The sequence below is a fragment of the Mycobacterium sp. NGS62 genome, from assembly GCF_059812285.1.
In genome coordinates, this window is the sequence record NZ_JCALCK010000012.1 from 1 (window position 1) to 26,158 (window position 26,158).

A 26,158-nucleotide genomic window follows, 5' to 3' on the forward strand; every position below is an offset into this window, starting at 1 on the left:
TGCCGGTCAACGATCTGGGCGCAGTCTCGCTGCCATGACCGCAGGCTCGATACGGAGCTGCCTAGACTGACGGCGTGACATCCGGGCTCACCCAAGCGGTGGATACCGTCGAGCAGGCCGCAGCCACCCCTGATCTGCCTCAACCGTTCCGCGAGCTGGGTCTCAAAGACGACGAATACCAGCGGATCCGCGACATTCTCGGGCGTCGGCCCACCGACGCGGAGCTGGCCATGTACTCGGTGATGTGGAGTGAGCACTGCTCCTACAAGTCGTCCAAAGTCCATCTGCGCTACTTCGGTGAGACGACCACCGAGCAGATGCGGGCCGGCATGTTGGCCGGCATCGGGGAGAACGCCGGCGTCGTTGACATCGGCGATGGCTGGGCGGTCACATTCAAGGTTGAGTCACACAATCACCCGTCTTATGTCGAGCCCTACCAGGGCGCGGCCACCGGGGTCGGCGGCATCGTGCGCGACATCATGGCGATGGGTGCTCGACCGGTCGCGGTGATGGACCAGTTGCGCTTCGGCGCCGCCGACGCCCCGGACACCCGCCGCGTTGTCGACGGCGTGGTGCGCGGTATCGGCGGCTACGGCAACTCGCTGGGCTTGCCGAATATCGGCGGCGAAACCGTCTTCGATGCCTCCTATGCAGGTAACCCGCTGGTGAACGCGATGTGTGTGGGTGTGCTGCGGCAAGAGGACCTGCATCTGGCGTTTGCCTCGGGCACCGGGAACAAGATCATCCTGTTCGGTGCGCGGACCGGGCTCGACGGTATCGGCGGGGTGTCGGTGCTGGCCTCCGAGACCTTCGGCGGCGACGAGTCGGGCAACGGCAGCAAGAACAGAAAGAAACTGCCCTCGGTGCAAGTCGGCGATCCGTTCATGGAGAAGGTGCTCATCGAGTGCTGCCTGGAGCTGTACGCCGCCGGCCTGGTGGTCGGCATCCAGGACCTCGGTGGAGCCGGATTAGCTTGTGCCACATCAGAATTAGCATCCGCAGGTGATGGCGGCATGGCTGTTGAGCTGGACTCAGTGCCACTTCGGGCCAAGAACATGACCCCTGCCGAGGTGCTCTGCAGCGAGTCGCAGGAGCGGATGTGCGCGGTGGTCGCGCCGGAGAACGTCGACGCATTTTTGGCGGTGTGCCGTAAATGGGAGGTGCTGGCCACCGTGATCGGCGAAGTCACCGACGGCGACCGGCTGAAAATCACCTGGCACGGCGAGACCGTCGTCGATGTGCCACCCCGCACGGTGGCCCACGAAGGTCCGGTGTACCAGCGTCCAGTCGCCCGGCCGGACTCGCAGGATGGGCTCAACGCCGACCGGTCCAGCACGCTGCTCCGGCCGGCCACCGGCGACGAGTTGCGCGCGACGTTGCTCGCGATGCTGGGCAGTCCGCACCTGTGCAGCCGCGCCTTCATCACCGAGCAGTACGACCGCTACGTGCGCGGCAACACCGTGCTGGCCGAGTACGCCGACGGCGGCATGCTGCGCGTCGACGAGGCCACCGGTCGCGGCATCGCGGTATCGACCGATGCGTCGGGGCGCTACACCCTGCTGGATCCTTACACGGGTGCCCAACTCGCGCTGGCCGAGGCGTACCGCAACGTCGCGGCCACCGGGGCCACCCCGGTCGCGGTCACCAACTGTCTGAACTTCGGGTCACCGGAAGACCCGGGCGTGATGTGGCAATTCGCGCAGGCGGTCCGCGGGCTCGCGGATGGCTGCGCAGCACTGGGCATTCCAGTGACCGGCGGCAATGTCAGCTTCTACAACCAGACCGGGTCGACGGCCATCCTGCCCACCCCGGTCGTCGGTGTTTTGGGCGTCATAGACGACGTGGGTCGGCGTCTGCCCACCGGCATGGGCACCGAGCCGGGGGAGACGCTGCTGCTGCTCGGTGACACCCGGGACGAATTCGACGGCTCCATCTGGGCGCAGGTGACCGCCGACCACTTGGGCGGATTACCCCCCGCGGTGGACCTGGCCCGCGAAACGCTACTGGCCGATGTGTTGAGCGCTGCCACGCGAGACGGTCTGGTATCCGCGGCCCACGACCTGTCCGAAGGCGGCCTGGCTCAGGCCGTGGTGGAATCGGCGCTGACCGGCGAGACAGGTTGCCGCATAGTGCTTCCCGACGACGCTGACCCATTTGTCATGTTGTTCTCCGAATCGGCGGGCCGAGTATTGGTGGCGATACCGCGCACCGAGGAGAGCCGGTTCGTCTCGATGTGTGAAGCGCGGGGGCTGCCTGCCATCCGCATCGGTGTCGTCGACCAAGGTTCGGATTCGGTGGAGGTACAGGGTTTGTTCACGGTGTCCCTGGACGAACTGCGCAGCACCTTTGAGGGTGTGTTGCCGCGGCTCTTCGGATAAGGACATGAGCACCCCCGTCGACGACGTCACCGGTGAGTCGGCCCCGCCACAGACCGCAACCCGTGGCCGCCACCCGCTGCTGATTTGGGCATGGAGCTTGCTGCGACTGAACTTCGTCGGGACTGCGTTCGGTGCTTTGTTCTTCTGTCTGTCGCTGACGCCCTCGCTGTTGCCGCATGACTGGCTGTTTCAGGGCTTGATCGGCGGTGTCAACGCCGCGTTCGGTTACGGCCTTGGTGTGGTGATCGGAAAGGCGGTGCACCGCTTCGTCCTTCGCAACGCCGCCTGGTGGCCCCCGCCGGCACCGGCGTTGTTCTGGGTGAAAGCAGCCGTGGTGGCTACCGCTCCGACGGCGTGTGTGTTGATGCTCATCCCGGCCGCCTCCTGGCAGCGGCAAGTTTCGGCACTGATGGGTATCGACGGGCCGAGCACAGGGTCCTACCTGCGCACGCTGCTTGTCGCGGTCGCGGTCAGCGCGCTGGTGGTATCGGTCTTCCGGGTGCTCATCGACGCCATCAAGCTGCTGGCTCGGATGCTGATCAGGCGGTGGCACCTGCACAGCGAGACGGCGCTGTTCATCGGCACCGCGATCGTGGTGGTGGTGTTGGTCACCTTGATCAACGGCGTGCTGATCCGCGGATTCTTCGCCGGGGCAAACGCCGCCTTCCAACCGCAGAACAGCGAAACTCGAGCTGGCATCACACCACCCACACTTCCGGAAAGATCCGGCAGTCCAATGTCATTCGCGCCGTGGGACACCCTGGGTTACCAGGGCCGCAACTTCGTCGCCACCGGCCCGCACGCCGCTGAGCTGACCCGGGTCAACGGCCGGCTCGCCAGGGAGCCCATTCGGGTATACGCCGGACTGCATACCGCCGACGACGACCAGGGGCGGATGAAGGTGCTGATCCATGAACTCGAGCGCACCGAGGCATTCAGTCGCAAGGTGTTGATCATCGTCCCCACCACCGGCACCGGCTGGATCAACCCAGTGGCGGCGCGTGCGATCGAGATGATGTACAACGGCGACACCGCAATGGTCGGCGTGCAGTACTCCTATCTGCCCAGCTGGATCTCCTTTCTGGCCGACAAGCAGAAGTCGATGGACTCCGGGCGGTTGCTGATCGACACAATCCACGACCGTTGGCAGCAGCTGGAACCCGGCCAACGGCCGAAGCTGGTGCTCTACGGCGAGAGCCTGGGCTCGATGGCCGGGCAAAGCGCCTTCGACTATCTGCCCGACATTTCCCGGCTGGGCTTCAGCGGCGTGCTGTGGGTCGGCCCGCCGCAGGACAGCTCGCTATGGCATGCGCTGCTGGTGCGGCGTGATCCGGGCACCCCCGCGGTGCAGCCGCGCTACGACAACGGACGAACCGTTCGGTTCTCCGAAGCGGTGACGCCGGCCGACATCTCTCGCATTGCCGCGCCGCCGTGGGACGGGGCCCGGGTGCTGTTTCTGCAGCATCCGTCCGACCCGGTGGTCTGGTGGTCACCAGACTTGTTGTTCAGCCGCCCGGACTGGCTGGTTGAACCGCCCGGCCAGGATCGCAGCGCCTCGATGCGCTGGTATCCAATCGTCACGTTCTGGCAGGTCAGCGCTGACCTGACCAATGCCGAGGGCATGCCGGGCGGACATGGCCACAACTACGGCGACATGGTGCTGGACGGCTGGGCCGCCGTCGCTCCACCCGACGGGTGGACAGCCGACGACACTGAGCGCATACGGGTTGCGCTGAAACACACCGAGGGCGCTGACGGACCTGAGCATTGATGCGCCACAGGATGTTTCGACAGGTGCGGGCGGTTGCACTGGCCGCATCGTTGGTCGGCTGGAGCTTTGTCAGCCCTGGTATCCCGATGCCGTGGCGGGCGCCGGCGCAGGCCGGAATGGCCCGGCTGCTGGTGCTGCTGACCGGGGCACAGTTGGGTCTGCGTCCGCCGCGGTTGTGGGCGGGGTTGCGGCTCGGACTGGCGGCGGGTGTCGCCGTGGCAGTGGCCGTCGCGGCGACGACAGCGGTGCCCATGGTGCGATTCTCGATGTCGATCCGTGAATTGCCTGCGCCCGCGCCGGTCTGGTTGTTGTGGCGGATACCGCTGGGCACGGTATGGAGCGAGGAAGCGGCGTACCGTGCGGCATTGGCCACCGTCGCCACCTCCGCGTTCGGCGACTCCGGCGGTCGACTGCTGCAAGCCGCCGCCTTCGGTCTCTCCCACATCGCTGACGCCCGGGCCACCGGCGAGCCGGTGGTGCCGACTGTGTTGGCCACGGGTGTCGCCGGCTGGGTATTCCGTTGGCTGGCTGAACAATCCGGCAGCCTGGCGGCGCCGATGCTGGCGCACCTGGCGATCAACGAGACCGGCGCGGTGGCTGCGCTGACGATCAAGCGGCGGTTCGGCTAAGCATGGCCGCCCGGCAGAGCGCTGATCCGGCTCAGACCCGCGCGGCGGTGCTGGCCGTCGAGGAATGGCTGCGCGACGAGACCTGTCCTCCGCCCGGCCGCGCCGAATTGGCGGCCGCAGTCCGGCTCACCGCTCGCACGTTGGCCGGGCAAGCGCCCGGTTCCAGTGTCGAAGTCCGCATTCCACCATTTGTTGCCGTCCAATGTGTTTCGGGGCCGCGGCACACCAGGGGCACCCCGCCCAACGTCGTCGAAACCGATCCGCGCACCTGGCTGTTGTTGGCTACCGGACTGATGCAGCTCGCTGACGCCATATCCGTTGGAGCGCTGCAGCTTTCGGGCTCGCGGGCAGGCGAGATCGAGATGTGGCTCCCGCTGGTGAGCTTGACCGGTTAGCGCGACAGCGGAGCCAGCCCCGACCGAATCAGATCCAGACTGCGGGCAACGGTTTCGCCCAGGTCGCCGGTGCACCCGGCGCGACCCCAATTCTCCACCGCCGCAACGAGTGCAGCGGCCAGTGTGCAGCCAGCCACCTCGGCGACCAGGTCGAGATCCGGCACGTGCGAGTATCGCTTGCGGACGAAGTCGGTCAGCACCGCGGCGAATGACGACTGCACCACCCGAAGGTGCGCGGCGATACGTTCGGCGCTGATCAACTCGACCCGTGCCGTCGCGGCCTGGTGGACTACTTCCAGATCATGCGGAAAGGTCTGCACGCTGGCCAGGACCGCGTCGAACAACGGCTCGGCAGTGGGACGCTGCGCCAACGCCTCGGCCAGCCATTCCAGCTGCGTCTCATAGTCCTGGAACAGCACCGCTTCCTTGGTTGGGAAATGCCGGAAGAATGTGCGCTCGGTGACGCCGGCCTGGCGCGCCAACTCCGTCACCGTCACATTGGCGAACCCCTTCTCGGCGAAGCTGGCCAGCGCAACTCGCCGCAGCGTCTCGCGAGTGGAGCGGCGGCGCAGCTCGTGAAGGTTCGTCGTGCCTGTCATCTCACCGCGAGCGTAGTCCGCCGCCCACAAATTTCGTCAGTACTGACATCTTCCAATTATGTCAGTACTGACATATCTTGGGTTCTCGGGAAGGAGACCGCACCATGACTGACTACGACGCAATCATCGTGGGCGCTGGACACAACGGCCTGACCGCCGCGGCGATCCTGCAACGCGCCGGGTTGAACACCGTGTGTCTGGAGGCCAACACCTACTGCGGCGGGATGGCGGCCACCGTCGAGTTGATCGACGGATTCCGGTATGAGATAGCGGGTTCGGTGCAGTTTCCGACTGCGAGCGAGATCACCAAGGACCTGGGCCTCGATACGCTGCCCACCGTCGATCCCGACGTGATGTCGATCAACATCGGCGAGGCCGATGAAGAGGCGATGGTCTTCTATCGCGATCCCATCCAGCTGATGACCCACCTGGGGGAGAAGCACGGTGCCGAAGCCATTGCAGGCATGGCCGAGTTGATTGCCTGGAGCCAGGGGCCGGCTCGTGCGCTGGGCCGCTTCGAGGTGCGGACACCGCCGAGGACGCTCGACGAGATGTATGCCTGCGCCACAAGCGAAGCCGAACGGCGCGCCATCCACGAAATGTTGTTCGGCTCGGCGATGGACGTGATCGACCGCTACCTTCCCGACAAAGACAAGCACGCGGTGATGCGTGGAATGCTCGCCTTCCTCGCGGTGAACTCGACCTACCGCGGCCCCTACACGCCGGGTAGTGCTACCTGCCTGGCCTTCGCGTTGGCAGTGCCCGACGAGGGCGCCGCGATGATGACCAAACTCGAGGGCGGCATCGGCGCACTCACCGCGCATCTGCGCGAACTCTTCGTCGCGGACGGCGGGGAGATCCGCGTGCGCACCAAGGTCGAGCACATCCTCGTCGACGACGGCCGGGTGACCGGGGTGCGGTTGCGTGACGGAGCGACGATCACCGCGCCGGTGGTGGTGTCCAACCTTTCTCCCGACGTCACCCTCACCGAACTGGTGGCACCCGAGCACCTCCCGGCGGAACTCGCCTCGCGGCTGGCCGGCCGCGACCACCGCGCGTCATTCGTGCAAATCCACTTCGCCCTCGATGGTCTGCCCGAGTTTGCACCGCCCTACGAACTGCTCAACGAGCCCGGCATGCAGCAGTCCATCGGGATTTTCGGCTCACCCGAAGAGCAGCAACGCCAATGGGAGCTCTGCCGGCAGGGGATCATCCCGGACAATCCCTCGTTGGGAATGCAAATCCCGTCCTGCCTGGACGCCGGCCTGGCGCCGCCGGGCAAGCACGCCGCCAGCGCATTCGCGTACGCCTTCCCGGTCGAAGCCAGCCGCGAACAGCACGGCCACCTCAAAAACGAGATGGCACAGCGAGTTATCGACAAGATCACCCGCTACGCCCCGAACTTCAAAGACATCGTGATGCGAAACATCACCTTTGCGCCGTACCACATGCAAACCATGTTCGGTGCGCCCGGCGGTGATTTCTGTCACGGGCTGCTACACCCGGATCTGATGGGGCCGAACCGCCCCGGACCGAAAGGGTTCGTCGACCTACCCATCCCCATTGACGGGCTCTACCTCGCTGGCGCGGGATGTCACGGCGGGCCCGGCATCACCTTCACGCCCGGGTACAACGCTGGGTACCAGGTCCTCGACGACCTGGCGGCGACCGGTACCCGAATGGCGTGACTGGAGTGACCGCTGCGACCTGCGTGAATGCTGAACCCCAGTGGGAATGATCGCGGACCAAAAACCGTTGCCCAGGTACGCAACACGCTCGCCCGATTCGGTGTCTTGATGGTCGTTTCCGTAGACTCCGTTACTGTCACCACTCGCGCCCACAGGGAGCCGCCCCATCGTGACCGTGCAGCCCCAACCCATTGAGGTTCAGGAAAACCCGCCCCGCGAAGAATGCGGGGTGTTCGGCGTCTGGGCTCCCGGCGAGGACGTTGCCAAGCTCAGCTACTACGGCCTTTACGCATTGCAGCACCGCGGCCAGGAAGCTGCCGGCATCGCTGTCGCCGATGGTTCGCAGGTGCTGGTGTTCAAAGATCTCGGTCTGGTCAGCCAGGTGTTCGACGAGCAGACGCTGGCGGCCATGGAGGGTCACGTTGCCATCGGGCACTGCCGCTATTCGACCACCGGCAATACCACCTGGGAAAATGCCCAACCCGTTTTCCGCACCACCGCCGCCGGTACAGGTGTCGCATTGGGCCACAACGGCAACCTGGTCAACAGCGCCGCACTGGTCGCGCGGGCCCGCGAGGCGGGGCTGATCAATCCCAGGCTGCCCGGCGCAGCCACCACCGATTCCGACATCCTGGGCGCATTACTGGCTCACGGCGCCGCCGATTCCAGCCTCGAGCAGGCCGCGCTGGAGCTGCTGCCGACGGTGCGGGGAGCGTTCTGCCTGACCTTCATGGACGAGAACACCCTCTACGCATGCCGCGACCCGCACGGGGTGCGGCCGCTGTCATTGGGCCGGTTGGACCGCGGTTGGGTGGTGGCCTCGGAAACCGCCGCGCTGGACATCGTCGGCGCCTCGTTTGTGCGTGACATCGAGCCGGGCGAACTCCTGGCGATCGACGCCGACGGCGTGCGGTCGACCCGCTTCGCCAACCCGACCCCGAAGGGCTGCATCTTCGAGTACGTCTACCTGGCCCGCCCGGATAGCACGATCGCCGGCCGGTCCGTGCACGGCGCCCGGGTGGAGATTGGTCGTCGGCTGGCCCGCGAATGCCCGATCGACGCCGACCTGGTGATCGGGGTCCCCGAATCTGGGACTCCGGCCGCAGTCGGTTATGCCCAGGAATCCGGCATTCCCTACGGGCAGGGCCTGATGAAGAACGCTTACGTCGGACGTACCTTCATCCAGCCCTCACAGACCATCCGCCAGCTGGGCATTCGACTCAAGCTCAACCCGCTCAAAGAAGTCATCCGGGGCAAGCGGCTCATCGTCGTCGACGACTCGATCGTCCGCGGCAATACCCAGCGTGCCCTGGTCCGGATGCTGCGGGAGGCCGGCGCCGTCGAGGTGCACGTGCGCATCGCGTCGCCACCGGTGAAGTGGCCCTGCTTCTACGGCATCGACTTCCCGTCCCCGGCCGAGTTGATCGCCAACGCCGTCGAGGACGAGGGCGAAATGCTCGAAGCGGTGCGCCATGCCATCAACGCCGACACGTTGGGCTACATCTCGCTGCGGGGTCTGATCGCGGCCACCGAGCAGCCCGCCTCCCGGCTGTGTGCTGCCTGCTTTGACGGCAAGTATCCGATCGAGCTGCCCAGCGAGACCGCGCTGGGTAAGAACGTCATCGAGCACATGCTGGCCAATGCCGCGCGCGGCGCCGGTGTGCCAACCGAGCTTTCGGCCCCGGAGGTGTCTGCGGAGGAGGAGCAGGCCTCCGTTCTGCGGCATCCCTAGCCCGGGGCTCGGCATCGACCGGTAGCCTTTATCGCGATGACCGAGCGCGGGAAAGACTCCGGAAAAGACCCGGGCAATCAGGGTGTCACATATGCATCGGCCGGAGTGGACATCGAAGCCGGTGACCGAGCCGTAGAGCTGTTCAAGCCGTTGGCATCCAAGGCCACCAGACCCGAGGTCCGCAGCAAGCTCGGTGGATTCGCCGGACTGTTCGCTCTGCGCGGCGACTACCGCGAGCCGCTGCTGGCCGCGTCCAGCGACGGGGTGGGCACCAAGCTGGCCGTCGCCCAGGCAATGGACAAGCACGACACCGTCGGACTGGATCTGGTCGCGATGGTGGTCGACGACCTGGTGGTCTGCGGTGCGGAGCCGCTGTTTCTCCTCGATTACATCGCGTTGGGCCGAATCGTGCCCGAACGGCTCAGCGCGATCGTCGCCGGCATTGCCGACGGGTGCATGCGGGCGGGCTGTGCACTGCTCGGCGGCGAGACCGCCGAACACCCCGGTCTGATCGAGCCGGACCACTACGACATCTCGGCCACGGCCGTCGGCGTCATCGAGGCCGACGATGTGCTCGGGCCCGAACGGGTGAAGCCCGGCGACGTCATCATTGCGATGGGCTCCTCCGGCCTGCATTCCAACGGATATTCTCTGGTCCGCGCCGTCCTGCTGGAAATCGACCGGATGAACCTGGCCGGCTATGTCGAGGAGTTCGGCCGCACCTTGGGCGAGGAGCTACTAGAGCCGACCCGCATCTATGCCAAAGACTGTTTGGCGCTGGCCGCCGAAACCCATGTCCGTACGTTTTGCCACATCACCGGTGGTGGGTTGGCCGGCAATTTGGAACGCGTCATTCCGCAGGGACTGGTGGCCGAGGTCGACCGCGGAACCTGGACCCCCGCGCCGATCTTTGCGATGATCGCGCAGCGTGGCCGGGTAACGCGGGTCGAGATGGAGAAAACCTTCAACATGGGTGTCGGGATGGTCGCCGTCGTCGCTCCGGAGGACACCGATCGCGCCTTGGCCATCCTGACCGCGCGGCACTTGGACTGCTGGGTGTTGGGCACCGTCAGCAAGGGCGGAAAAGAAAGCCCTCGAGCCAAGCTGGTCGGGCAGCACCCCCGGTTCTGAACGTCAGCGACGCCACGCGCCTTCGTCGCCCCAAGTGTCGTCGGGAAGCTGGTCGTCGTCGTCCAGCTGGTCGGAGTCGTCAGCGCTCGACCCGGACAACTCGCGCTGAAGCCGCTCGAAATCGGTTTGAGGGGAGCTGTACTTCAGTTCTCGAGCAACCTTGGTCTGCTTCGCCTTAGCCCGGCCGCGGCCCATGGGGGAACCCCCTCGCGCAATAACGGAGCGGCCTATGAGTAGGCGGCTCCGATCTGTCAGTGAATTTATTGTCCTGCCGACAGTTTACCGTGCCCGGTCATGGCATGTCGGCCTGGCCTGTCCGCTGTGAGCGTGGTCATCGGGTGGTGCCGCGTAGCCGTTCCACTGCTGCCCGGCCGGCCCCAACCGCGTCGGGAGGCGGTACCGAATCGGCGTCGATGACGGCGGCGACGTCGGCGTTCCCGCCGGTAACCAAGGCGGTGTCAGTCGGCAACCCGCGCTTGAGCAGTGCCAGGGCCACCGCGCCCAGATCGACATGGTCGACGACGGTTCCCAGTCGGCCCACCGAGCGACCGTTGGCCAGCACCGCATCACCTGTCGAGGGCCGATCGACGGAGCCGTCCAGCTGGAGTAACACCAGCATCCTGGGCGGTTTACCCAGGTTGTGCACCCGCGCGACGGTCTCCTGCCCGCGGTAGCAGCCTTTGTCCAGGTGCACGGCGCCGGATCCCGGACCGCCGATCCAGCCCACTTCGTGCGGAATCGTGCGCTCGTCGGTGTCGACACCGAGCCGCGGCCGTACGACGGCCACCCGGTGGGCTTCGTAGGTCCACACTCCCGCCGGACGAATTCCGGTTTGGGTCAACCGGCGCTGCCAGTCGGCGGCCTGATCGCGCGGGACGAGCAGGTCGAGCTCGATCGGGTCCTCCGGTGCGCCGGTCATCCGGCGGATGAAGCCGCCGCCGGGCACCGGCATCGCCGTCATGTCGGCGGGCAACTCGTCGACGCCGATCACGTCGAGCACTGGTTGTTCGGCCAGCCGTGGGCCCAGCAGCGACAGCACGGCCAAATCCGTGGCAGCGGGGCTGACCTGCGACCAGAACACCATCTTGCGCAGGTAGTCCAGTAGCGCTTCGCCGCGCCACGGCTCGGTGTCCAGATATGTGACTGCGCCCAGCTCGGTCTGGATCCAGTGATCCTCGACGCGACCCTGCCCGTCCAGGACGAGGTTTTCGGTGCATGCGGCTTCAGGCAACTCGCTGACATGTTGAGTCGAGACGGTGTGCAGCCAGGTTTGTCGATCGGCACCCGTCAGGGTCAGTACCGCGCGGTGCGACCGGTCCACCACCACGGCCTCGGTTTCTGCTGCGCGCTGCTCGCCCAGGGGGTCGCCGTAATGCCAGATCGCGCCGGCATCAGGGCCCGGCGCGGGTGCGGGAACTGCAGTCACGTGTCAACTCTACGTCCGGTTCCGAGGCCAGCTACCTCGCCCAAAGTGAAGCCAGGTTCACGCTCGCCGCCGAGGGTGAACCTGGCTTCACACTCGGGAGATTAGCTAGGCTCTTCGTCCATGGCACGCCACCCGGGTGTGGTCGTCACGCTCGACGGCGAGATTCATGCGTCAGAGGCACGGCTGCTGTTCGCCGATGACCTCGCCGCGGTGCGCGGCGACGGAGTCTTCGAGACGTTGCTGGTTCGCGATGGCAGGGCTTGCCTGGTCGAGGCGCATCTGGGCCGATTGACCCACTCGGCGCTATTGATGGACCTGGCGCAGCCCGATCTGCCCGCCTGGCGACGCGCAATCGATATCGCGGCACGGCAGTGGACGGCCGATACCACCGGCGAGGGCGCGTTGCGACTGGTCTACAGCCGCGGCCGGGAAAGCGGCTCGGCGCCGACGGCGTATGTGACCGTCAACGCGGTTGCCGACCGGGTGGCCCACGCCCGCCGCGACGGGGTGGCCGCGGTGACGCTGCCCCGCGGGCTGCCCGCCGCCGGCGTGGATGCGATGCCGTGGCTGCTGGCCGGCGCCAAGACGCTGTCGTATGCGATCAACATGGCCGCGCTGCGGCATGCCGCCCGGCAAGGTGCCGGCGACGTCATCTTCGTCAGCTCCGATGACTACATCCTGGAGGGGCCGCGCTCGACCGTGGTGATCGCCACCGACGATCGGTGCCTGCTGACGCCGCCGCCGTGGTATCCGATCCTGCGCGGCACCACCCAGCAGGCTCTTTTCGAGGTCGCGCGAGCCAAGGGTTACGACTGCGACTACCGCGCCCTGCGGATGTCGGACCTGCTTGCCGCGCAGGGGGTTTGGCTCGTGTCGAGCATGACATTGGCCGCGCGCGTTCACACGCTGGACGGCAAAGCCTTACCGCGTTCGCCGATGGCCGCGGAATTCACCGGGCTGGTCGACGCCGCCATCGTCAGCGACCGGTGAATTCGGTTGTCTCCCCGGCCGATTAACAGGTAGCGTCGGCCGTACACAAGGAAGGAGGTGGTCCGCGAATTGATAGCGTCATGGACATGTGAGGTGGCTGCGCGCTAAGCAGCGCACAGGCGAGGAATCTTCGGCGCGCGCTGGCGAATTCCCCGCAGTCACCCGGCCCCCGAGCCTCCGGTCAGTCCAACCTGGAACTACGGCTCGGGGGCCGTCCCATGTCTGGACTCGTGGCGACTGTCACTCCAGCGTGACGCTGGGCGTCAGATTCGCTTTCGCTAGCCCGCGAACCGGGAGAGCCGGGCGGACAAATGCGGCACCAATCCGCCGTCGGCATCGACCCGTTCTTCGACGTAGGCCAGGTCACCGCCCTCGACGATGCCGTAAAGCCGCTTAGCGCCGCCGACCAGCATGCCCGACTTACTGCGTGCCAGCGCATCGGTGACTAACTCCCACGACGACTGGGTGCGCGGCCGCCCGTAGAACAACTCGACATAGCCCGCGGAGTGGGCCAACAGCAACTCGATGGCCTGCGATTCGCTGGGATCGCTGGGGTCGTCGACGAAGCGCCAAAAACCGGTCTCTCGCAGGTCATGTCCGGCGTAGTCACCCGAGTCGGTCAACCGCCAGGACCGGGCCTCCCAGTTCAGATAGTCGCCCCCGTCGTGGGACACCACGATTTGTTGGCCGAAGCGGTAGTCACCCTGGGTTCCGCGACCCTCACCTTCGCCACGCCACACGCCAACCAGCGGCAGCAGCGCCAGCAACGCATCGTGCAGATTGGCGCCTTCGCGCAAGTTGGCGGTGTCGGCCGGCGCCGGCAGGTCGTCGAAGACGGGAATGTTGCGCGACGCGGTCACCTTGGCGCGTTCGGCGGCCGCGGCTACCGCACGGTCACCCGAGCCGGCCCGATCGCTCACGACTCGTCGGTGATCAGCCGATACAGCGCATAGAGCGCGAACCAGGTGATGACCACGACGGCCGTGACCAACATGATCTCGAAGAACAGCACCACGGCGACGAGTTTAGTTCGTCCGGTCACGCCGACTGGCGGGGTGTCCGCCCCCGCGGCGAGCGTGCGCAAACCCGGTCAGTGCATCGGCGTGTCGATCGGGGACACGCACGCTCGCCCGAAAAATCAAGCGTCAGGCGATCTTGACGTCGACCTCGTGGATGCCCGCGCCCGACGGCGTCACCACCGCGTCACCGTTGCCGGCAGCCGAGAGTGCACGCAGCGTCCACGATCCGGGTGCGGCGAAGAACCGGAAGTCACCGGTGGCAGACGCGACAACCTCGGCGGTGAACTCGTCAGAGGAGTCCAGCAGACGCACGAACGCGCCGCCTACCGCTTGTCCGGAGCCGTCCACGACGCGACCGGTGATCACCGTCTCCTTCTCCAGGTCGACGCTGGCCGGCAACGTCTGTCCTTGCTTCGGTGCAGAGCACATATCAGCTTCCCAACTCGATCGGGGCCCCAACCAGGGAGCCGTATTCTGTCCAACTGCCGTCGTAGTTCTTGACGTTTTGATGTCCGAGCAATTCCTGCAGCACGAACCAGGTGTGCGATGAGCGCTCACCGATCCGGCAGTAGGCGATGGTCTCCTTCGACCCGTCCAAGCCGGCGTCGGCGTAGAGCTTGGCCAAGTCCTCGTCGGACTTGAAGGTGCCGTCCTCGTTAGCCGCCTTGCTCCACGGCACGTTGATCGCACTCGGGATGTGCCCGGGCCGCTGGCTTTGTTCCTGTGGCAGGTGGGCCGGCGCCAGGATCTTGCCGGAGAACTCGTCGGGGGAACGGACGTCGACCAAGTTCTTGGCGTTGATGGCGGCGATGACCTCGTCGCGGAACGCCCGAATCGAGTTGTCGGGGGCCTTGGCGGTGTAGGACGTTGCGGGACGCTTCACGGCATCGGTGGACAGCGGACGACCGTCGAGCTCCCATTTCTTGCGGCCCCCGTCAAGCAGCTTGACCTTCTCGTGGCCGTACAGCTTGAAGTACCAGTAGGCGTAGGCGGCGAACCAGTTGTTGTTGCCGCCGTACAGGATCACGGTGTCGTCGTTGGAGATACCGCGGTCACTCAGCAGCTTGGAGAACTGCTGGGCGTCGACGAAGTCGCGCCGGACCGGGTCTTGCAAATCGTCGCGCCAGTCCAGCTTGACCGCGCCGGCGATATGGCCGGTGTCGTAGGCGCTGGTGTCCTCGTCGACTTCGACGAAGACGGTGTTAGCGGCGTCGAGATTGCTCTCGGCCCAGTCAGTCGAGACTAGGACGTCGGAGCGTGCCATGGCGTGGATCCTTTCGGTTGGTTACGCAGGTGCGTCACGAGCGGGTAGAGCTGGCAGCCCAGGCAGATGCCGAAGGCGGCGTTGAGGAAGGCCGCCACCAGAGCGGCCGCGGTGGCGACGATTCCGAGCAGAGGAACGCCGGCAGCGAACCCGGAAACGCCGACGACGGCGAAAACAAAGCCGACCAGCTGAGCGAATTTCAGCGGGGGCACCGGTTCACGCTCGCGGACCGGGCCCAGCCGCGGCGCCACCAGGTTGGCGAACACCAAGCCGTAGGGGTGTCTGCGCGGCCCGGCCCAAGCGCCGATCGCGAAGACGACGGCCTGGCCGGCCAATATGACGGCGGCCGCCGGCGCGCTGGATCCGGCGACAATCAGCGTGGCCACCAGCGCTGCAGTGGTGACCCAGGCGACGAACCGGGGGCCGCGAACGTCTACCTGGGCGGTGGTGTGGGATTTCGACGACAAAGAGCTGCTCCTGTTGACAACGGAAGGGCTGGAGGCACGCCAGAATGGCTGCTCCGAGAGCGGCGCGAACTGCGCTACTCAGCAGCTACAACAACAGCAACAACCCGCGGTGCGGCACAGATCCACTGCGCGGCGCTTGGTGAGCACGAGCTCGAGGCGGGCGGACACGACGCACAGCTTACCCAATGGCCCGACAATCAAGCCACTAGCGGGGTCAACGCCGAACGCAGCTCCTCGGCCCTGGGGACGCCGGCGGTGCGATAGCGCTGCTGACCGTCGGCATCGAAGATGAACGTGGTGGGTAGCGACAGGACCGAAAGCCTGCGCGCCGCAGCAGGGTTAGCGTCCATGTCGATTTCCACGTGCGCCACGTCGCCAAGGTCGGCGCACACCTGGTCGACCACCCGTCGCACCCGGTCGCATGGTCCGCACCAGGGAGCGCTGAAATGCACGACGGTCGGCCCGTCGCCGGACAGGCCGAGATCGCTGGTGTCCAGCGTGGTGCGGGGATCGATCGACCGGACCTGGCCGGCTCGGCGGGTCAGCAGCCACCCTGTCACGGTGGCCAGCACCAGCGCGGCCACGATCGCGACGAGTGCAGTCATGATTGGTTGAACCCGTCGAGGGTGATCGTTACTCCCTCGGTGATGCCTTCAATGATCACATCGGAGCCGCGCGCCCCCTGACTCGTCGGCGCCACCCCGAACGGAAGCTTCTGGTCGGGTAGTTGCTGGCGGAAGGCGGCCAGCACCGCATCCCGTTTATCGTCAGGCACCTTCTGGTTGGCGGTATCCGGGCCGGTCAGCACGCCGGTCGGGGTGAACGCCAACGTGGTCCGGTCCTTGCCGGTGATCGACAGGTCCACCGAAACACTGACCCGCTTGTCGAAGTGTGCCGATTTCGGGGTCCCGGTGAACACCAGCCCGCGGCTGCCGGAGATCCCGGATTCGGTGGTGCCGCCGGTAGCGTCGTTGGTCTCCTGCGGTGGCGCCTCGACCATCAGGTCGGTGATGCCCAGGTATCGCCCGAGATGGGTCGAGTCGATGATGATGCGGCTTTCCAGCTTGCCGACCGGAATCTTGGCGTCAGGCCGGATCAGCCACGACGCGTCGGTCAGACCGATGGAGTGCATGGTCGCTTCCAGCGTGGCCTTGCCAACCCGAGGCTGGTCGACGGCATTGGCTTTGACCTCTAGTTCGTCGTATTGGCGGCGCATCGCCTGCGGGATGACCGGAAACCCGAGGATCGCGACGAATGGGTCTGACCCAAGATGCGCGGTGTCGCGCAGCGTCCGGGACAACCGGTACTCGGCGTAGACGGTGATTCCGAAATCGATCCCGACAGCTCCGATGAGCACGAGTACGACGGCCAACGCCACCCCTGTCGCGGCGACCACCACCTTGCGCATCCGCATATTGTGGCCTACCTCGACGCCAATGCCTCGTCGCCAGGCGAAACACCAGGTGGCACGTTATCGTTAGATGACCTGGCCGTTGAATCTGGGGAACGCCTTTCCCACGACGCTGGAGGGGCTTGTTGGACCTACTGCTGCTGACCGCGGAGCCGCACCCCGACTCGGTCCTGCCGTCGTTGTCTCTGCTCGCCCACACTGTGCGTGCGGCCGCGGCGGACGTCTCCTCGCTGCTGGAAGCGGGTAGCGCCGACATCGTGCTCGTCGACGCGCGTAATGACCTGCCGGCGGCGCGCGGCCTGTGCCGCCTGCTGGGCACCACGGGCCGGTCGATCCCGGTGGTGGCGGTGGTCAGCGAAGGCGGGCTGGTAGCGATCAACGCCGATTGGGGCCTTGACGAGATTCTGCTGCCCGGTACCGGACCCGGTGAGATCGATGCCCGGCTGCGTCTGCTGGTCGGCAGGCGCGGTGGCCTGGCCGACCAGGAGTCCGCCGGCAAAATCAGCCTCGGGGAATTGGTCATCGACGAAGGCACCTACACCGCTCGACTACGCGGCCGTCCACTGGATCTCACCTACAAAGAATTCGAACTGCTGAAGTACCTTGCGCAGCACGCCGGTCGGGTGTTCACCCGGGCGCAACTTCTGCATGAAGTGTGGGGCTACGACTTCTTCGGCGGCACCCGGACCGTCGACGTGCACGTGCGACGGCTGCGGGCCAAGCTCGGGCCGGAATATGAATCGTTGATCGGCACGGTACGCAACGTGGGCTACAAGGCGGTCCGACCCGCCCGCGGCCGATCATCGGGGGAGGACTCGGACACCCCCGCAGACAACGAGCCAGAACTGGACACAAGCCAGGACCCGCTGGTCGACCCGCTGCACAGCCAGTGACTCCGCCGGACTGGCGCTCGGAGCTGACTGCGGCCGAGCAGCAGCAGGTGCGTGAACTTGTCACGGTGGCAAGCGAATTCGACGGCGTAGCGCCCGTCGGCGATCAAGTTCTGCGGGAGTTGGGCCACGCTCGCACCGAGCACCTCTTGGCCACCGGCCACGACCGGGACACGGTGGTCGGCTACCTCAACCTGAGCCCACCGCACGACGATTTCTTCGGCATGGCCGAGCTTGTGGTTCATCCGCAAGCCCGTCGGCGCGGTATCGGCGCCGCCATGATCAAGGCGGCATTGACGAAAACTGGTGCGCGCAATCGTTTCTGGGCACACGGCACATTGGACGCGGCCCGGGCGACGGCCGCGGCGTTGAATCTGGCACCGGTGCGCGAGCTCATCCAGATGCGCCGTTCGTTGAACAACGCCGCCGCGCCCGCGACGCCGGACAGGGTGCGAATGCGAACCTACACCGGAAGCAGCGACGATGCCGAGCTGCTTCGCGTCAACAACGCCGCATTCGCCGGACATCCGGAACAGAGTGGCTGGACGTCGGCCGACCTGGCCGAACGCCGCGGCGAACCCTGGTTCGATCCGGACGGGCTGTTTTTGGCGTTCGACGAGACGACCGACGAGCTGCTGGGCTTCCACTGGACCAAAGTGCATCCCGACGCGGCGGGCCTCGGCGAGGTCTACGTCGTCGGGGTTGATCCGTCGGCGCAAGGTCGCGGCCTCGGTCGTGCACTGACCGCCGTCGGCATCGCATACCTGGCACGGCGGCTGGTCGACGCCACCGACCCCACGGTGATGCTCTACGTGGAATCCGACAACACGGCCGCGCTGCGCACCTACCAACAGCTGGGCTTCACCGTCGCCAGCGTCGACACCGCCTATGCCGCAAACGATCCCTGACGTAGGTAGCGCGGCCTGCCGGTGACAGCGGCGCCGTCCAATACCGGCGAACCGGTTTCGGATGACCGGGTGACCTCACTAGCGTAGAGATTGAGCTGCGAACTTCATCGGTGAGAAAGCGAGTTCAGTGAAGCGCAACACGGTGGGTAAAGCGTTGGTTGCGGCGGTGATCACCAGTGTGGTTTTAGCCGGGTGCGGCAGCGACGACAACATCGGCTCCTCCACCCGGACATCGAAGGGATCGGTTAAATGTGGCGGCAAGGACGAGCTGGCCGGTGAAGGGTCGACCGCTCAACAGAATGCGATCGCGCTGTTCAACCAGGCTTGGGGCCGGTTGTGCGCGGGCAACAATGTTTCCTACGACGCGACCGGCTCGGCCGCCGGACGTGAGCAGTTCGTCGCGGGGCACGTCGACTTCGCCGGCTCGGACTCGCCGTTGAAATCCGACCAAATCAATCCGGCTGCCAAACGCTGTCACGGGCATCCGGTATGGCACCTGCCGTTGGTGTTCGGACCGGTCGCGGTGGCCTATCACCTCGATGGAGTCAATCCGCTGATCGTCAACGCCGATGCGTTGGCCCGAATCTTCAGCGGCGGCATCACCAACTGGCGTGATCCGATGATCGCCGCGCTGAACCCCGGCGTTGCGCTACCCGACATCGAGATCACACCGATTTACCGCTCGGACCCGTCGGGCACCACTGACAATTTCCAGAAATACCTGGTCGCGGCCGCCCCGCAAACCTGGACCAAGGGCACCGGCACCGATTTTCAGGGTGGCGTGGGCGACGGCGCCCAAACGTCGGGCGGCGTGGCGCAGGCCGTGCAATCCACTCCGGGCGCCATCGGCTACGTCGAGAAAAGCTTCGCAGATCAGGCCCGGGTCGCGTATGCCCAGATCGACACCGGCAGCGGAGCCGTCGCCCTCACCGACCACACCGCCGCCGCCGCTATCGACGACGCCAAGTTCATCGGCAGCGGTAACGACCTCAAGTTGGATCTGCAGTCGCTCTACAGCACCAGAGAGCCTGGTGCCTACCCGTTGCTGTTGGCGGTATACGAGATCGTGTGTTCCAGGGGGTACGACGTGGCTACCTCGGGGGCAGTGAAGTCATTTTTGAACGTGGCCACCCACGACGGTCAAAGCGGTCTCTCCTCGGCCGGCTACGTGCCACTGCCCGACAAGTTCAAGACGCGCCTGGTCGCCGCGATCAACGCGATCGATTGATTGATCCGGCGGCTGCCGCGGCGAAAGATAGATGGCAGATCAGGAAGCTATGGGACCAGCACTTCGGCATCTCCGACACACTGGCCGGTATGATGTGTCACCAGACCGCCGGCCGGTGTGCGTGCGTCGGTGTCGGGGCCAGGGTGGTCGCGAAAGTCGTTGAGCCTAAGAAATTCTAGGCAGGAGCGTGCGTTGGCTAAGAGGTTGGACCTCAAAGACCTCAACATCTATTACGGGTCGTTCCACGCGGTTGCCGATGTATCGCTGTCGGTTCTTCCTCGCAGTGTAACCGCGTTCATCGGCCCGTCCGGCTGCGGCAAGACGACGGTGCTGCGCACGCTCAACCGCATGCACGAAGTTCTCCCGGGAGCCCGCGTCGAGGGCACGGTGCTGCTCGACGACGACGACATCTACGGCTCGGGCATCGATCCAGTCGGTGTGCGCAGGGCGATCGGGATGGTGTTTCAGCGGCCAAACCCATTTCCCACCATGTCGATACGCGACAACGTGGTGGCCGGATTGAAGCTTCAGGGCGTGCGCAACCGCAAAACACTCGACGACACCGCTGAATACTCACTACGCGGCGCCAACCTGTGGGACGAGGTCAAGGACCGGTTGGACAGGCCCGGCGGCGGGTTGTCCGGCGGCCAGCAGCAGCGATTGTGCATCGCGCGAGCTATTGCGGTGCAGCCCGATGTGTTGCTGATGGACGAGCCATGTTCGGCGTTGGACCCGATCTCGACGATGGCGATCGAAGATTTGATCGCCGAGCTCAAGCAGGACTACACCATCGTTATCGTCACTCACAACATGCAGCAGGCCGCGCGGGTCAGCAACCAAACCGCATTTTTCAACCTGGAGGCCGTCGGCAAACCCGGTCGGCTGGTCGAGATCGACGATACCGAGAAGATCTTTTCCAACCCGACCCAGAAGGCCACCGAAGATTACATATCCGGCCGTTTCGGCTAGCCGGACGTGGGCACCGCGTCGTCTTCGGGGAACTTGCCGGTCGCCTGGAAGATGACCCGACGCGCCACCTCGACGGCGTGATCGGCGAAGCGCTCGTAAAATCGGCCCAGCAACGTGACGTCGACGGCGGCGGCCACTCCGTGCTTCCACTCCCGGTCCATCAGCACGGTGAACAAGTGCCGATGCAGGTCGTCCATGGCATCGTCTTCTTCCCGGATCCGCGCCGCCTTCTCCGGGTCCCGTGATAACAGCACTTCCTGTGCGCTGTTGCCTAATTCGACTGCTACCCTGCCCATTTCGGCAAAATAACCGTTGACCTCTTCGGGTAGCGCGTGCTGGGGATGGCGCCGGCGCGCGATCTTGGCGACATGCAGAGCCAGCGCGCCCATCCGGTCGATATCTGCGACCATCTGGATTGCGCTGACAATCGCGCGCAAATCACCGGCGACAGGAGCCTGCAAGGCCAACAACACGAAAGCGCTTTCCTCCGCACGGGCGCTCAGCGTCGCGATTTTTTCGTGGTCGGAGATAACCTGCTCGGCCAGCACCAAATCTGCCTGCAGCAGCGCCTGTGTTGCACGTTCCATGGCGACTCCGGCCAACCCACACATCTCGCCGAGTCGTTCGGAGAGCCCCGAAAGTTGTTCATGGTAGGCGGTCCGCATATCGCCAAGACTACGTTCTCAGCCGCGGAAATGGCATGAAGCGCCCCTCATGCACGCGAAAACTCCTGTGGCTACTCGCAGGTGGTATCGGCCGCGTTGGTGACCGTCAGGTCTTCGGGAAGTTTGGTGGGTGTGCTGTGTGCGTTGCGGTCGATTTGCACGCTCACCGACGAGCCGGTGGGTGGGGGCGCACTCACTTTGGAGAAGTCGGACCCGAGTACCACCTGTACCCCGTGAATTCCGCTGACCCGCTCAACCTTTGAATTGGCCAGCGTCGATGCCACTGTGGCGGCGGCCTGCTCGTTGCCCGGTGAGAAGAAGACCGTGGTGGATTTCAGCGAGCTCGGGTAGTCGGACGGCTCCATGACGTTGAAACCCTGTTGTTGCAGTTCGTCGGTGGCGGTGGCGGCCAGACCGGTCTTGCCGGTCGAGTTCAAGACCTGAACGGTGACGTCCTCGGGGGCCGTCGTGACGGCTTGGACATGCTCGGCATGCCCCTCAGCGGCGAGGCTGGGCTGTGGCGCTGTGCTGGTGGTCGACTGGGTGGACAGGCTCGCCGTCGCGTTCTTGTCGTTTTCACCGGGCAGCGGGTCGTCGTTGATGATGGCGTCGAAGAGCGCCCGCATGTCGGAGCTGCGGGGCGGCTCGTCGCCGTTCTCGTCGGTTTCGCCGGTCGGTACCGTCACGAAGGTGATGTGCCCGGCCGAGACGCCCTGTACCGATTGGCCGAGGTCGACGAGGTCTTTGGTTTTGACGTTGTCGACGTAGCTGTCGCCGATGAACATGTTGACGACGTTGTTGAGCTTGCTCAGCGAGAAGAACGTGTCCCTGGAAATCAGTGAACGCAGCAGCGACGACAAAAACAGCTGCTGACGTTTGATGCGCCCGTAGTCGCCGTTGTTCTCGGTAGTGACGTTGCGCGCCCGCACATAGTTGAGCGCTGTCGTGCCGTCGATGACCTGGCGGCCGGCGTGGTCGAGCACCGTGCCCAACTCGTAGTCCTTCAGTGCGGTAGTGCTGCAAACCTCGACGCCGCCGAGCGCGTCGACCATCTTGGCGAAACCGGAGAAGTCGATGGCCATGAACCGGTTGATACTCAGGCCGGACAACTTCTGGATGACCTTCACCAGGCATTTGGGGCCGCCGAACGCGAACGCGGAGTTCAGTTTCGTCTCGGTATAGACGTACCGCGACCCGTAGGTCCCGGTGTCCTCGTCGTAGAGCGGGCCGTAGGCGCCGGTGTCGGGATTCCAGGCCTCGCATTTCATCGGCGTAATCGCCAGGTCGCGCGGAAACGACACCGCGACCACACGTTTGCGGTTGGCCGGGATGTTGACCAGCATGATGGTGTCCGATCGGGCGCCGCCGGCGTCTTCGGTGTCACCGGCACCCATTTCGCTGTTCTCTCCGGCACGCGAGTCGACCCCGACGATCAGGAAGTTCTCGTCGCCGTATTGCCCATTGGGGTCGACGATGTCGCGCGAATGCGGGTCCAGCGCGCTGATGGTGTTGAGCCGGTTGTTTTTCGAGGCGCTCCACTGCCACGCCCCGCCAGTCAGCGCCAGCGACAACACGGCGATCAGGGCCGCCAGCGAGCGCCCGGCCGCCAACAGCGGGCGGCGCTTGCGTTTCGGTTCGGGCGTCGAGGCATCGGCAGCTGTAGCCGTTCCGGCGATCCGCGCCGGCGGCACCTTTTCTGACACCGTCGGCAGCACGGTGGTCTCTTGGGACTGGGCGTCGCGCCGTGGGCGGTGAGCTACTTCGAGGTCCGGCAGCTCAGATGCGTAGGCCGATGACGTCGACACGGCGTAGGCGTCGTATCGGTACTCCGGCTGGGCGTCGGGTGTGGAGGGGACCGGTTCGGGCGGCTCTTTTTCCTTGGCCGCGCGCCGATGGCTGGGCCGGACTGTCGTCGGACCGCCGACCTTGGCGATCAGTTCGGCGACGCTGAGCCCGCCTCCCGTGTGGCATCCAGTCGGCTCGCTGTCGTCGGGGTCAGCGGGCTCGGTTGGCGGTGGCGACCATCGACTGATGGGGTCGGCGTCGTGGGCCGGTGAACCGAATCGTTCCCACGGCGGGGCGCCCGGGGCGTGCGGACGGCCGGGAGTGGCTTCATCGGCGCCAAAGTCGCCGTCACTCATGTCCTACCGGCCTCCGAAGCTCCGATGAGATGCCCGTAAACATCTGGGTGTTCGTGCGCATACATCAGGGCAGTGCTGGCGGTGGCAGCACTGCGGTTCCACGCGACCGGTGTGGTCGCGCCCGTTGTTCTCGCTCTCGTACAGCGGCGCCGCGGCGGGTTCCGCCACGGGGCACATTGCAACAAGTTCCACATCGTAACCAGCCGTCGGCAGAAACGCGATGCCGAGAAGGTGTCGATTCAGCCACCCGAGTGCATGATGTCGGCACCCGCCGGCACTGTGCAATCGTCGCGGTCGGTCAGCCAGCCGTCGGGCAGAGCCACCCGAGCCGGTGACCCCTGCCGGCCGCGCGGGCCGGTGGCCGCATCCGGAAACCGAACATCCGCGTCCAGCTGGTCGAGCAAAACGTCGAGCTCGGCCAATGTCTTGACCAGCGCCAATGCGCGTCGCAGCTCGGATCCGGCCGGGAACCCATGCAGATACCAGGCGATGTGTTTGCGCATATCACGCATGCCCTTGTCTTCGCCGAAATGCGCGGCCAACAGTTGACCGTGGCGGCGGACGATGTCGGCCACCTCACCCAGGGTTGGCGGGGTCGGCGGTGGACTGCCGGTGAAGGCGGCTGACAGTTCGGCGAACAGCCAGGGGCGGCCCAGGCAGCCGCGGCCGATGACGACGCCGTCGCATCCGGTGGCGGCCATCATGGTCAACGCGTCGCTGGCGTCGAAGATGTCCCCGTTGCCCAGCACCGGGATCGTTCGTACGTGTTGCTTGAGCGCGGCGATCTGATCCCAGTCCGCGGCGCCGGAGTAGCGCTGCGCCGCGGTACGGGCGTGCAATGCGACAGCGGCCGCTCCTTCGGTCTCCGCGATGCGACCGGCATCCAAGTGGGTGTGGTGGGCGTCGTCGATACCGACGCGGAACTTCACGGTGACTGGAATACCGGAGCTGGCGGTTCCTCTCACCGCCGCCGCGACGATTTGCCCGAACAGCCGCCGCTTGAACGGCAGTGCGGCGCCACCGCCGCGCCGGGTCACCTTCGGCACCGGGCAGCCGAAGTTCATGTCGATGTGATCGGCCAAGCCCTCGTCGGCGACCATCTGGACGGCCTCATATGTGGTGGCCGGATCGACGGTGTACAGCTGCAGCGATCGCGGGGACTCGTCGGCGGAGAACGTCGTCATGTGCATGGTGGCCGGATGCCGCTCGACCAGCGCGCGCGCCGTCACCATCTCACAGACGTAGAGACCGCTGACGGTGCCGACCTTGGCTTGTTCCAGCTCACGGCACAGCGTGCGGAACGCGACGTTGGTCACGCCCGCCATGGGTGCCAGCACCACCGGGCTGGCGAGCGTGATGGGGCCGATGCGCAACGGCGGGCTACCGCCGGCTCATCGTCAGCGTGCCTGCAGTCTGATGCAGTTCTGCTGCGGTGGTCTTCTTGCCCGTGCGGGCTTCCCGGTCGAGTTGGCGCTGCTTGGACACCTCGAACTTGTCGCAAGTCTGCTCGAGCTCTTTGATCAGCACCGCCAGATCGTCACGCATTGCGGCGGCTTCGCCGGTGAAGTCTTCACGCTCGAAGATGCGCCATTTCTTCAGCACCGGCATCACGACGTCGTCGAGGTGGATGCGCGGGTCGTAGACCCCGCCAACGGCGATCATCACGGCCTTGCGCCGGAACTCCGGCACCTGGTAGCCGGGCATCTGGAAGTTGCGCAGCACTTTGTGCAGTGACTTCATCGCCTGGTTGGCCGCGATTTCAAAACCGGCCTCGGTGACGTCGCGGTAGAAGATCATGTGCAGGTTCTCGTCGGCCGAGATCTTGGCCAACAGCTTGTCGGCGATCGTCTCGTTGCACGCCTTGCCGGTGTTGCGGTGCGAAATCCTGGTGGCCAGCTCCTGGAAGGTGACGTAGATGACCGAGTCGAACAGACTCTCGGCGAACAGGTCTTCTCGAACCTGGTGGTTTTGGCCCGGGCTGAAGCCGCGGTTGACCACCTCGAGGCGCAGTTTCTCCAGCTCGACTGGGTCGACTGCCCTGGTTACCACCAGATAGTCACGCAGCGCGATGCCGTGGCGGTTCTCCTCGGCGGTCCAGCGGTTGACCCACTGTCCCCAGGCGCCGTCCATGCCGAAGTTCATCGCGATCTCGCGGTGATACGACGGCAGGTTGTCCTCGGTCATGAGGTTTTGCACCATCGCCACCTGGGCGACGTCGGAAAGCTGGGACTGCGCTGGATCCCAATCCTGCCCACCGAGCGCATAGAAATTCTTGCCGTCCGACCACGGGATGTAGTCGTGGGGGTTCCAGTTCTTGTGCATGCTCAAATGCCGGTTGATGTTCTTCTCGACGACCGGCTCGAGTTCCTGCAACAGCTGTAGGTCGGTCAAGTCTGCCGACATGGACCCTCCAGTTATCTGTGTCTGTTGGTTGCAGTCAATATATCTGTGTATGCC

At 65.6% G+C, this 26,158-nt stretch carries 27 protein-coding genes; 12 read left to right on the forward strand and 15 right to left on the reverse strand.

Features of this window, described 5'->3' with window-relative positions; genetic code table 11:
- The first annotated feature begins 74 nt into the window (after positions 1-74).
- The 4 genes from purL to AC5Y49_RS20700 are packed head-to-tail and all read left to right on the forward strand — an operon-like array spanning position 75 to position 5,173.
- Entirely contained in the window at positions 75-2,378 is a 2,304-nt protein-coding gene (purL, locus tag AC5Y49_RS20685; RefSeq protein WP_499890578.1) for a phosphoribosylformylglycinamidine synthase subunit PurL, read from the forward strand.
- A gap of 4 nt (positions 2,379-2,382) precedes the next feature.
- The gene (locus tag AC5Y49_RS20690; RefSeq protein WP_499890582.1) at positions 2,383-4,149 is read left to right on the forward strand and encodes an alpha/beta hydrolase; all 1,767 of its coding nucleotides are present in this window, start codon (positions 2,383-2,385) and stop codon (positions 4,147-4,149) included.
- Complete coding sequence (locus AC5Y49_RS20695) at positions 4,149-4,778, forward strand: Rv0804 family intramembrane glutamic endopeptidase (RefSeq protein ID WP_499890586.1); 630 nt, start codon at positions 4,149-4,151, stop codon at positions 4,776-4,778. The genes AC5Y49_RS20690 and AC5Y49_RS20695 overlap by 1 nt, the downstream gene beginning before the upstream one ends.
- Positions 4,779-4,780: 2 nt before the next feature.
- Positions 4,781-5,173, forward strand: coding sequence for a sterol carrier family protein (locus AC5Y49_RS20700; protein WP_499890589.1), 393 nt, complete (start codon positions 4,781-4,783; stop codon positions 5,171-5,173).
- Here the strand turns inward: AC5Y49_RS20700 and AC5Y49_RS20705 are convergent.
- Positions 5,170-5,772 (reverse strand): TetR/AcrR family transcriptional regulator, encoded by a 603-nt coding sequence (locus AC5Y49_RS20705; RefSeq protein WP_499890592.1) that lies wholly within the window; start codon positions 5,770-5,772, stop codon positions 5,170-5,172. The genes AC5Y49_RS20700 and AC5Y49_RS20705 overlap by 4 nt on opposite strands.
- Before the next feature lie 104 nt (positions 5,773-5,876).
- Between AC5Y49_RS20705 and AC5Y49_RS20710 the strand changes: the two genes are divergently transcribed.
- The 3 genes from AC5Y49_RS20710 to purM all read left to right on the forward strand — a co-directional run bounded on the left by AC5Y49_RS20710 (position 5,877) and on the right by purM (position 10,323).
- On the forward strand, positions 5,877-7,460 hold the full coding sequence (locus AC5Y49_RS20710; RefSeq protein WP_499890594.1) for a phytoene desaturase family protein: 1,584 nt from the start codon (positions 5,877-5,879) through the stop codon (positions 7,458-7,460).
- Between the two features lie 175 nt (positions 7,461-7,635).
- Complete coding sequence (gene purF, locus AC5Y49_RS20715; RefSeq protein ID WP_499890883.1) at positions 7,636-9,192, forward strand: amidophosphoribosyltransferase; 1,557 nt, start codon at positions 7,636-7,638, stop codon at positions 9,190-9,192.
- Positions 9,193-9,228: 36 nt separating this feature from the next.
- Complete coding sequence (gene purM, locus AC5Y49_RS20720) at positions 9,229-10,323, forward strand: phosphoribosylformylglycinamidine cyclo-ligase (RefSeq protein WP_499890598.1); 1,095 nt, start codon at positions 9,229-9,231, stop codon at positions 10,321-10,323.
- Positions 10,324-10,326: 3 nt separating this feature from the next.
- Here purM and AC5Y49_RS20725 read toward each other — a convergent pair whose 3' ends face one another.
- The gene (locus AC5Y49_RS20725) at positions 10,327-10,518 is read right to left on the reverse strand and encodes a DUF3073 domain-containing protein (RefSeq protein WP_499890602.1); all 192 of its coding nucleotides are present in this window, start codon (positions 10,516-10,518) and stop codon (positions 10,327-10,329) included.
- Positions 10,519-10,654: 136 nt separating this feature from the next.
- Positions 10,655-11,749 (reverse strand): CAF17-like 4Fe-4S cluster assembly/insertion protein YgfZ, encoded by a 1,095-nt coding sequence (gene ygfZ, locus AC5Y49_RS20730; protein ID WP_499890606.1) that lies wholly within the window; start codon positions 11,747-11,749, stop codon positions 10,655-10,657.
- 138 nt (positions 11,750-11,887) lie between these two features.
- Here ygfZ and AC5Y49_RS20735 point away from each other — a divergent pair, with 138 nt between their 5' ends.
- The gene (locus AC5Y49_RS20735; RefSeq protein WP_499890886.1) at positions 11,888-12,739 is read left to right on the forward strand and encodes an aminodeoxychorismate lyase; all 852 of its coding nucleotides are present in this window, start codon (positions 11,888-11,890) and stop codon (positions 12,737-12,739) included.
- A 278-nt stretch (positions 12,740-13,017) separates the two neighbouring features.
- Here AC5Y49_RS20735 and AC5Y49_RS20740 read toward each other — a convergent pair whose 3' ends face one another.
- From AC5Y49_RS20740 to lmeA, 8 genes are all read right to left on the reverse strand, one after another.
- Positions 13,018-13,659 (reverse strand): heme-binding beta-barrel domain-containing protein, encoded by a 642-nt coding sequence (locus AC5Y49_RS20740; protein WP_499890609.1) that lies wholly within the window; start codon positions 13,657-13,659, stop codon positions 13,018-13,020.
- Positions 13,656-13,823, reverse strand: a complete 168-nt coding sequence (locus tag AC5Y49_RS20745) for a hypothetical protein (protein WP_499890913.1) — start codon at positions 13,821-13,823, stop codon at positions 13,656-13,658. Before AC5Y49_RS20745 ends, AC5Y49_RS20740 begins: the two co-directional genes overlap by 4 nt.
- Before the next feature lie 61 nt (positions 13,824-13,884).
- Positions 13,885-14,187: a DUF1416 domain-containing protein gene (locus AC5Y49_RS20750; RefSeq protein ID WP_499890612.1), complete on the reverse strand. Its 303-nt coding sequence runs from the start codon at positions 14,185-14,187 to the stop codon at positions 13,885-13,887.
- 1 nt (position 14,188) lies between these two features.
- A complete protein-coding gene (locus tag AC5Y49_RS20755) occupies positions 14,189-15,022 on the reverse strand; it encodes a sulfurtransferase (RefSeq protein ID WP_499890615.1) in 834 nt (277 codons plus the stop codon).
- The gene (locus tag AC5Y49_RS20760; RefSeq protein WP_499890617.1) at positions 15,001-15,489 is read right to left on the reverse strand and encodes a DUF4395 domain-containing protein; all 489 of its coding nucleotides are present in this window, start codon (positions 15,487-15,489) and stop codon (positions 15,001-15,003) included. Before AC5Y49_RS20760 ends, AC5Y49_RS20755 begins: the two co-directional genes overlap by 22 nt.
- Positions 15,490-15,567: 78 nt before the next feature.
- Positions 15,568-15,657, reverse strand: a complete 90-nt coding sequence (locus AC5Y49_RS20765) for an Ms5788A family Cys-rich leader peptide (RefSeq protein ID WP_419866417.1) — start codon at positions 15,655-15,657, stop codon at positions 15,568-15,570.
- Between the two features lie 29 nt (positions 15,658-15,686).
- The gene (locus AC5Y49_RS20770) at positions 15,687-16,094 is read right to left on the reverse strand and encodes a thioredoxin family protein (protein ID WP_499890618.1); all 408 of its coding nucleotides are present in this window, start codon (positions 16,092-16,094) and stop codon (positions 15,687-15,689) included.
- A complete protein-coding gene (gene lmeA, locus AC5Y49_RS20775; RefSeq protein ID WP_499890619.1) occupies positions 16,091-16,903 on the reverse strand; it encodes a mannan chain length control protein LmeA in 813 nt (270 codons plus the stop codon). Before lmeA ends, AC5Y49_RS20770 begins: the two co-directional genes overlap by 4 nt.
- A gap of 119 nt (positions 16,904-17,022) precedes the next feature.
- On the opposite strand from lmeA, the gene AC5Y49_RS20780 reads away from it, so the two are divergent.
- From AC5Y49_RS20780 to pstB, 4 genes are all read left to right on the forward strand, one after another.
- Complete coding sequence (locus tag AC5Y49_RS20780; RefSeq protein WP_499890621.1) at positions 17,023-17,793, forward strand: winged helix-turn-helix transcriptional regulator; 771 nt, start codon at positions 17,023-17,025, stop codon at positions 17,791-17,793.
- Positions 17,790-18,698 (forward strand): mycothiol synthase, encoded by a 909-nt coding sequence (gene mshD / locus AC5Y49_RS20785; RefSeq protein ID WP_499890622.1) that lies wholly within the window; start codon positions 17,790-17,792, stop codon positions 18,696-18,698. Before AC5Y49_RS20780 ends, mshD begins: the two co-directional genes overlap by 4 nt.
- 127 nt (positions 18,699-18,825) lie before the next feature.
- Entirely contained in the window at positions 18,826-19,926 is a 1,101-nt protein-coding gene (pstS, locus tag AC5Y49_RS20790; protein ID WP_499890624.1) for a phosphate ABC transporter substrate-binding protein PstS, read from the forward strand.
- A 192-nt stretch (positions 19,927-20,118) separates the two neighbouring features.
- A complete protein-coding gene (gene pstB / locus AC5Y49_RS20795) occupies positions 20,119-20,895 on the forward strand; it encodes a phosphate ABC transporter ATP-binding protein PstB (RefSeq protein ID WP_065014524.1) in 777 nt (258 codons plus the stop codon).
- On the opposite strand, the gene phoU is transcribed toward pstB, so the two are convergent.
- The 4 genes from phoU to AC5Y49_RS20815 form a co-directional block, all read right to left on the reverse strand.
- Positions 20,892-21,560: a phosphate signaling complex protein PhoU gene (gene phoU, locus AC5Y49_RS20800; protein ID WP_065014525.1), complete on the reverse strand. Its 669-nt coding sequence runs from the start codon at positions 21,558-21,560 to the stop codon at positions 20,892-20,894. The two genes, pstB and phoU, sit on opposite strands and share 4 nt — an antisense overlap.
- Positions 21,561-21,631: 71 nt before the next feature.
- Positions 21,632-23,701 carry an LCP family glycopolymer transferase gene (locus AC5Y49_RS20805; RefSeq protein WP_499890630.1) on the reverse strand — a complete coding sequence of 690 codons (2,070 nt, stop codon included), beginning with the start codon at positions 23,699-23,701 and terminating at the stop codon, positions 21,632-21,634.
- A gap of 239 nt (positions 23,702-23,940) precedes the next feature.
- Positions 23,941-25,074, reverse strand: coding sequence for a tRNA dihydrouridine synthase DusB (dusB, locus tag AC5Y49_RS20810; protein ID WP_499890634.1), 1,134 nt, complete (start codon positions 25,072-25,074; stop codon positions 23,941-23,943).
- 7 nt (positions 25,075-25,081) lie between these two features.
- Positions 25,082-26,104, reverse strand: a complete 1,023-nt coding sequence (locus tag AC5Y49_RS20815; RefSeq protein ID WP_499890636.1) for an acyl-ACP desaturase — start codon at positions 26,102-26,104, stop codon at positions 25,082-25,084.
- Between the last annotated feature and the right edge of the window lie 54 nt (positions 26,105-26,158).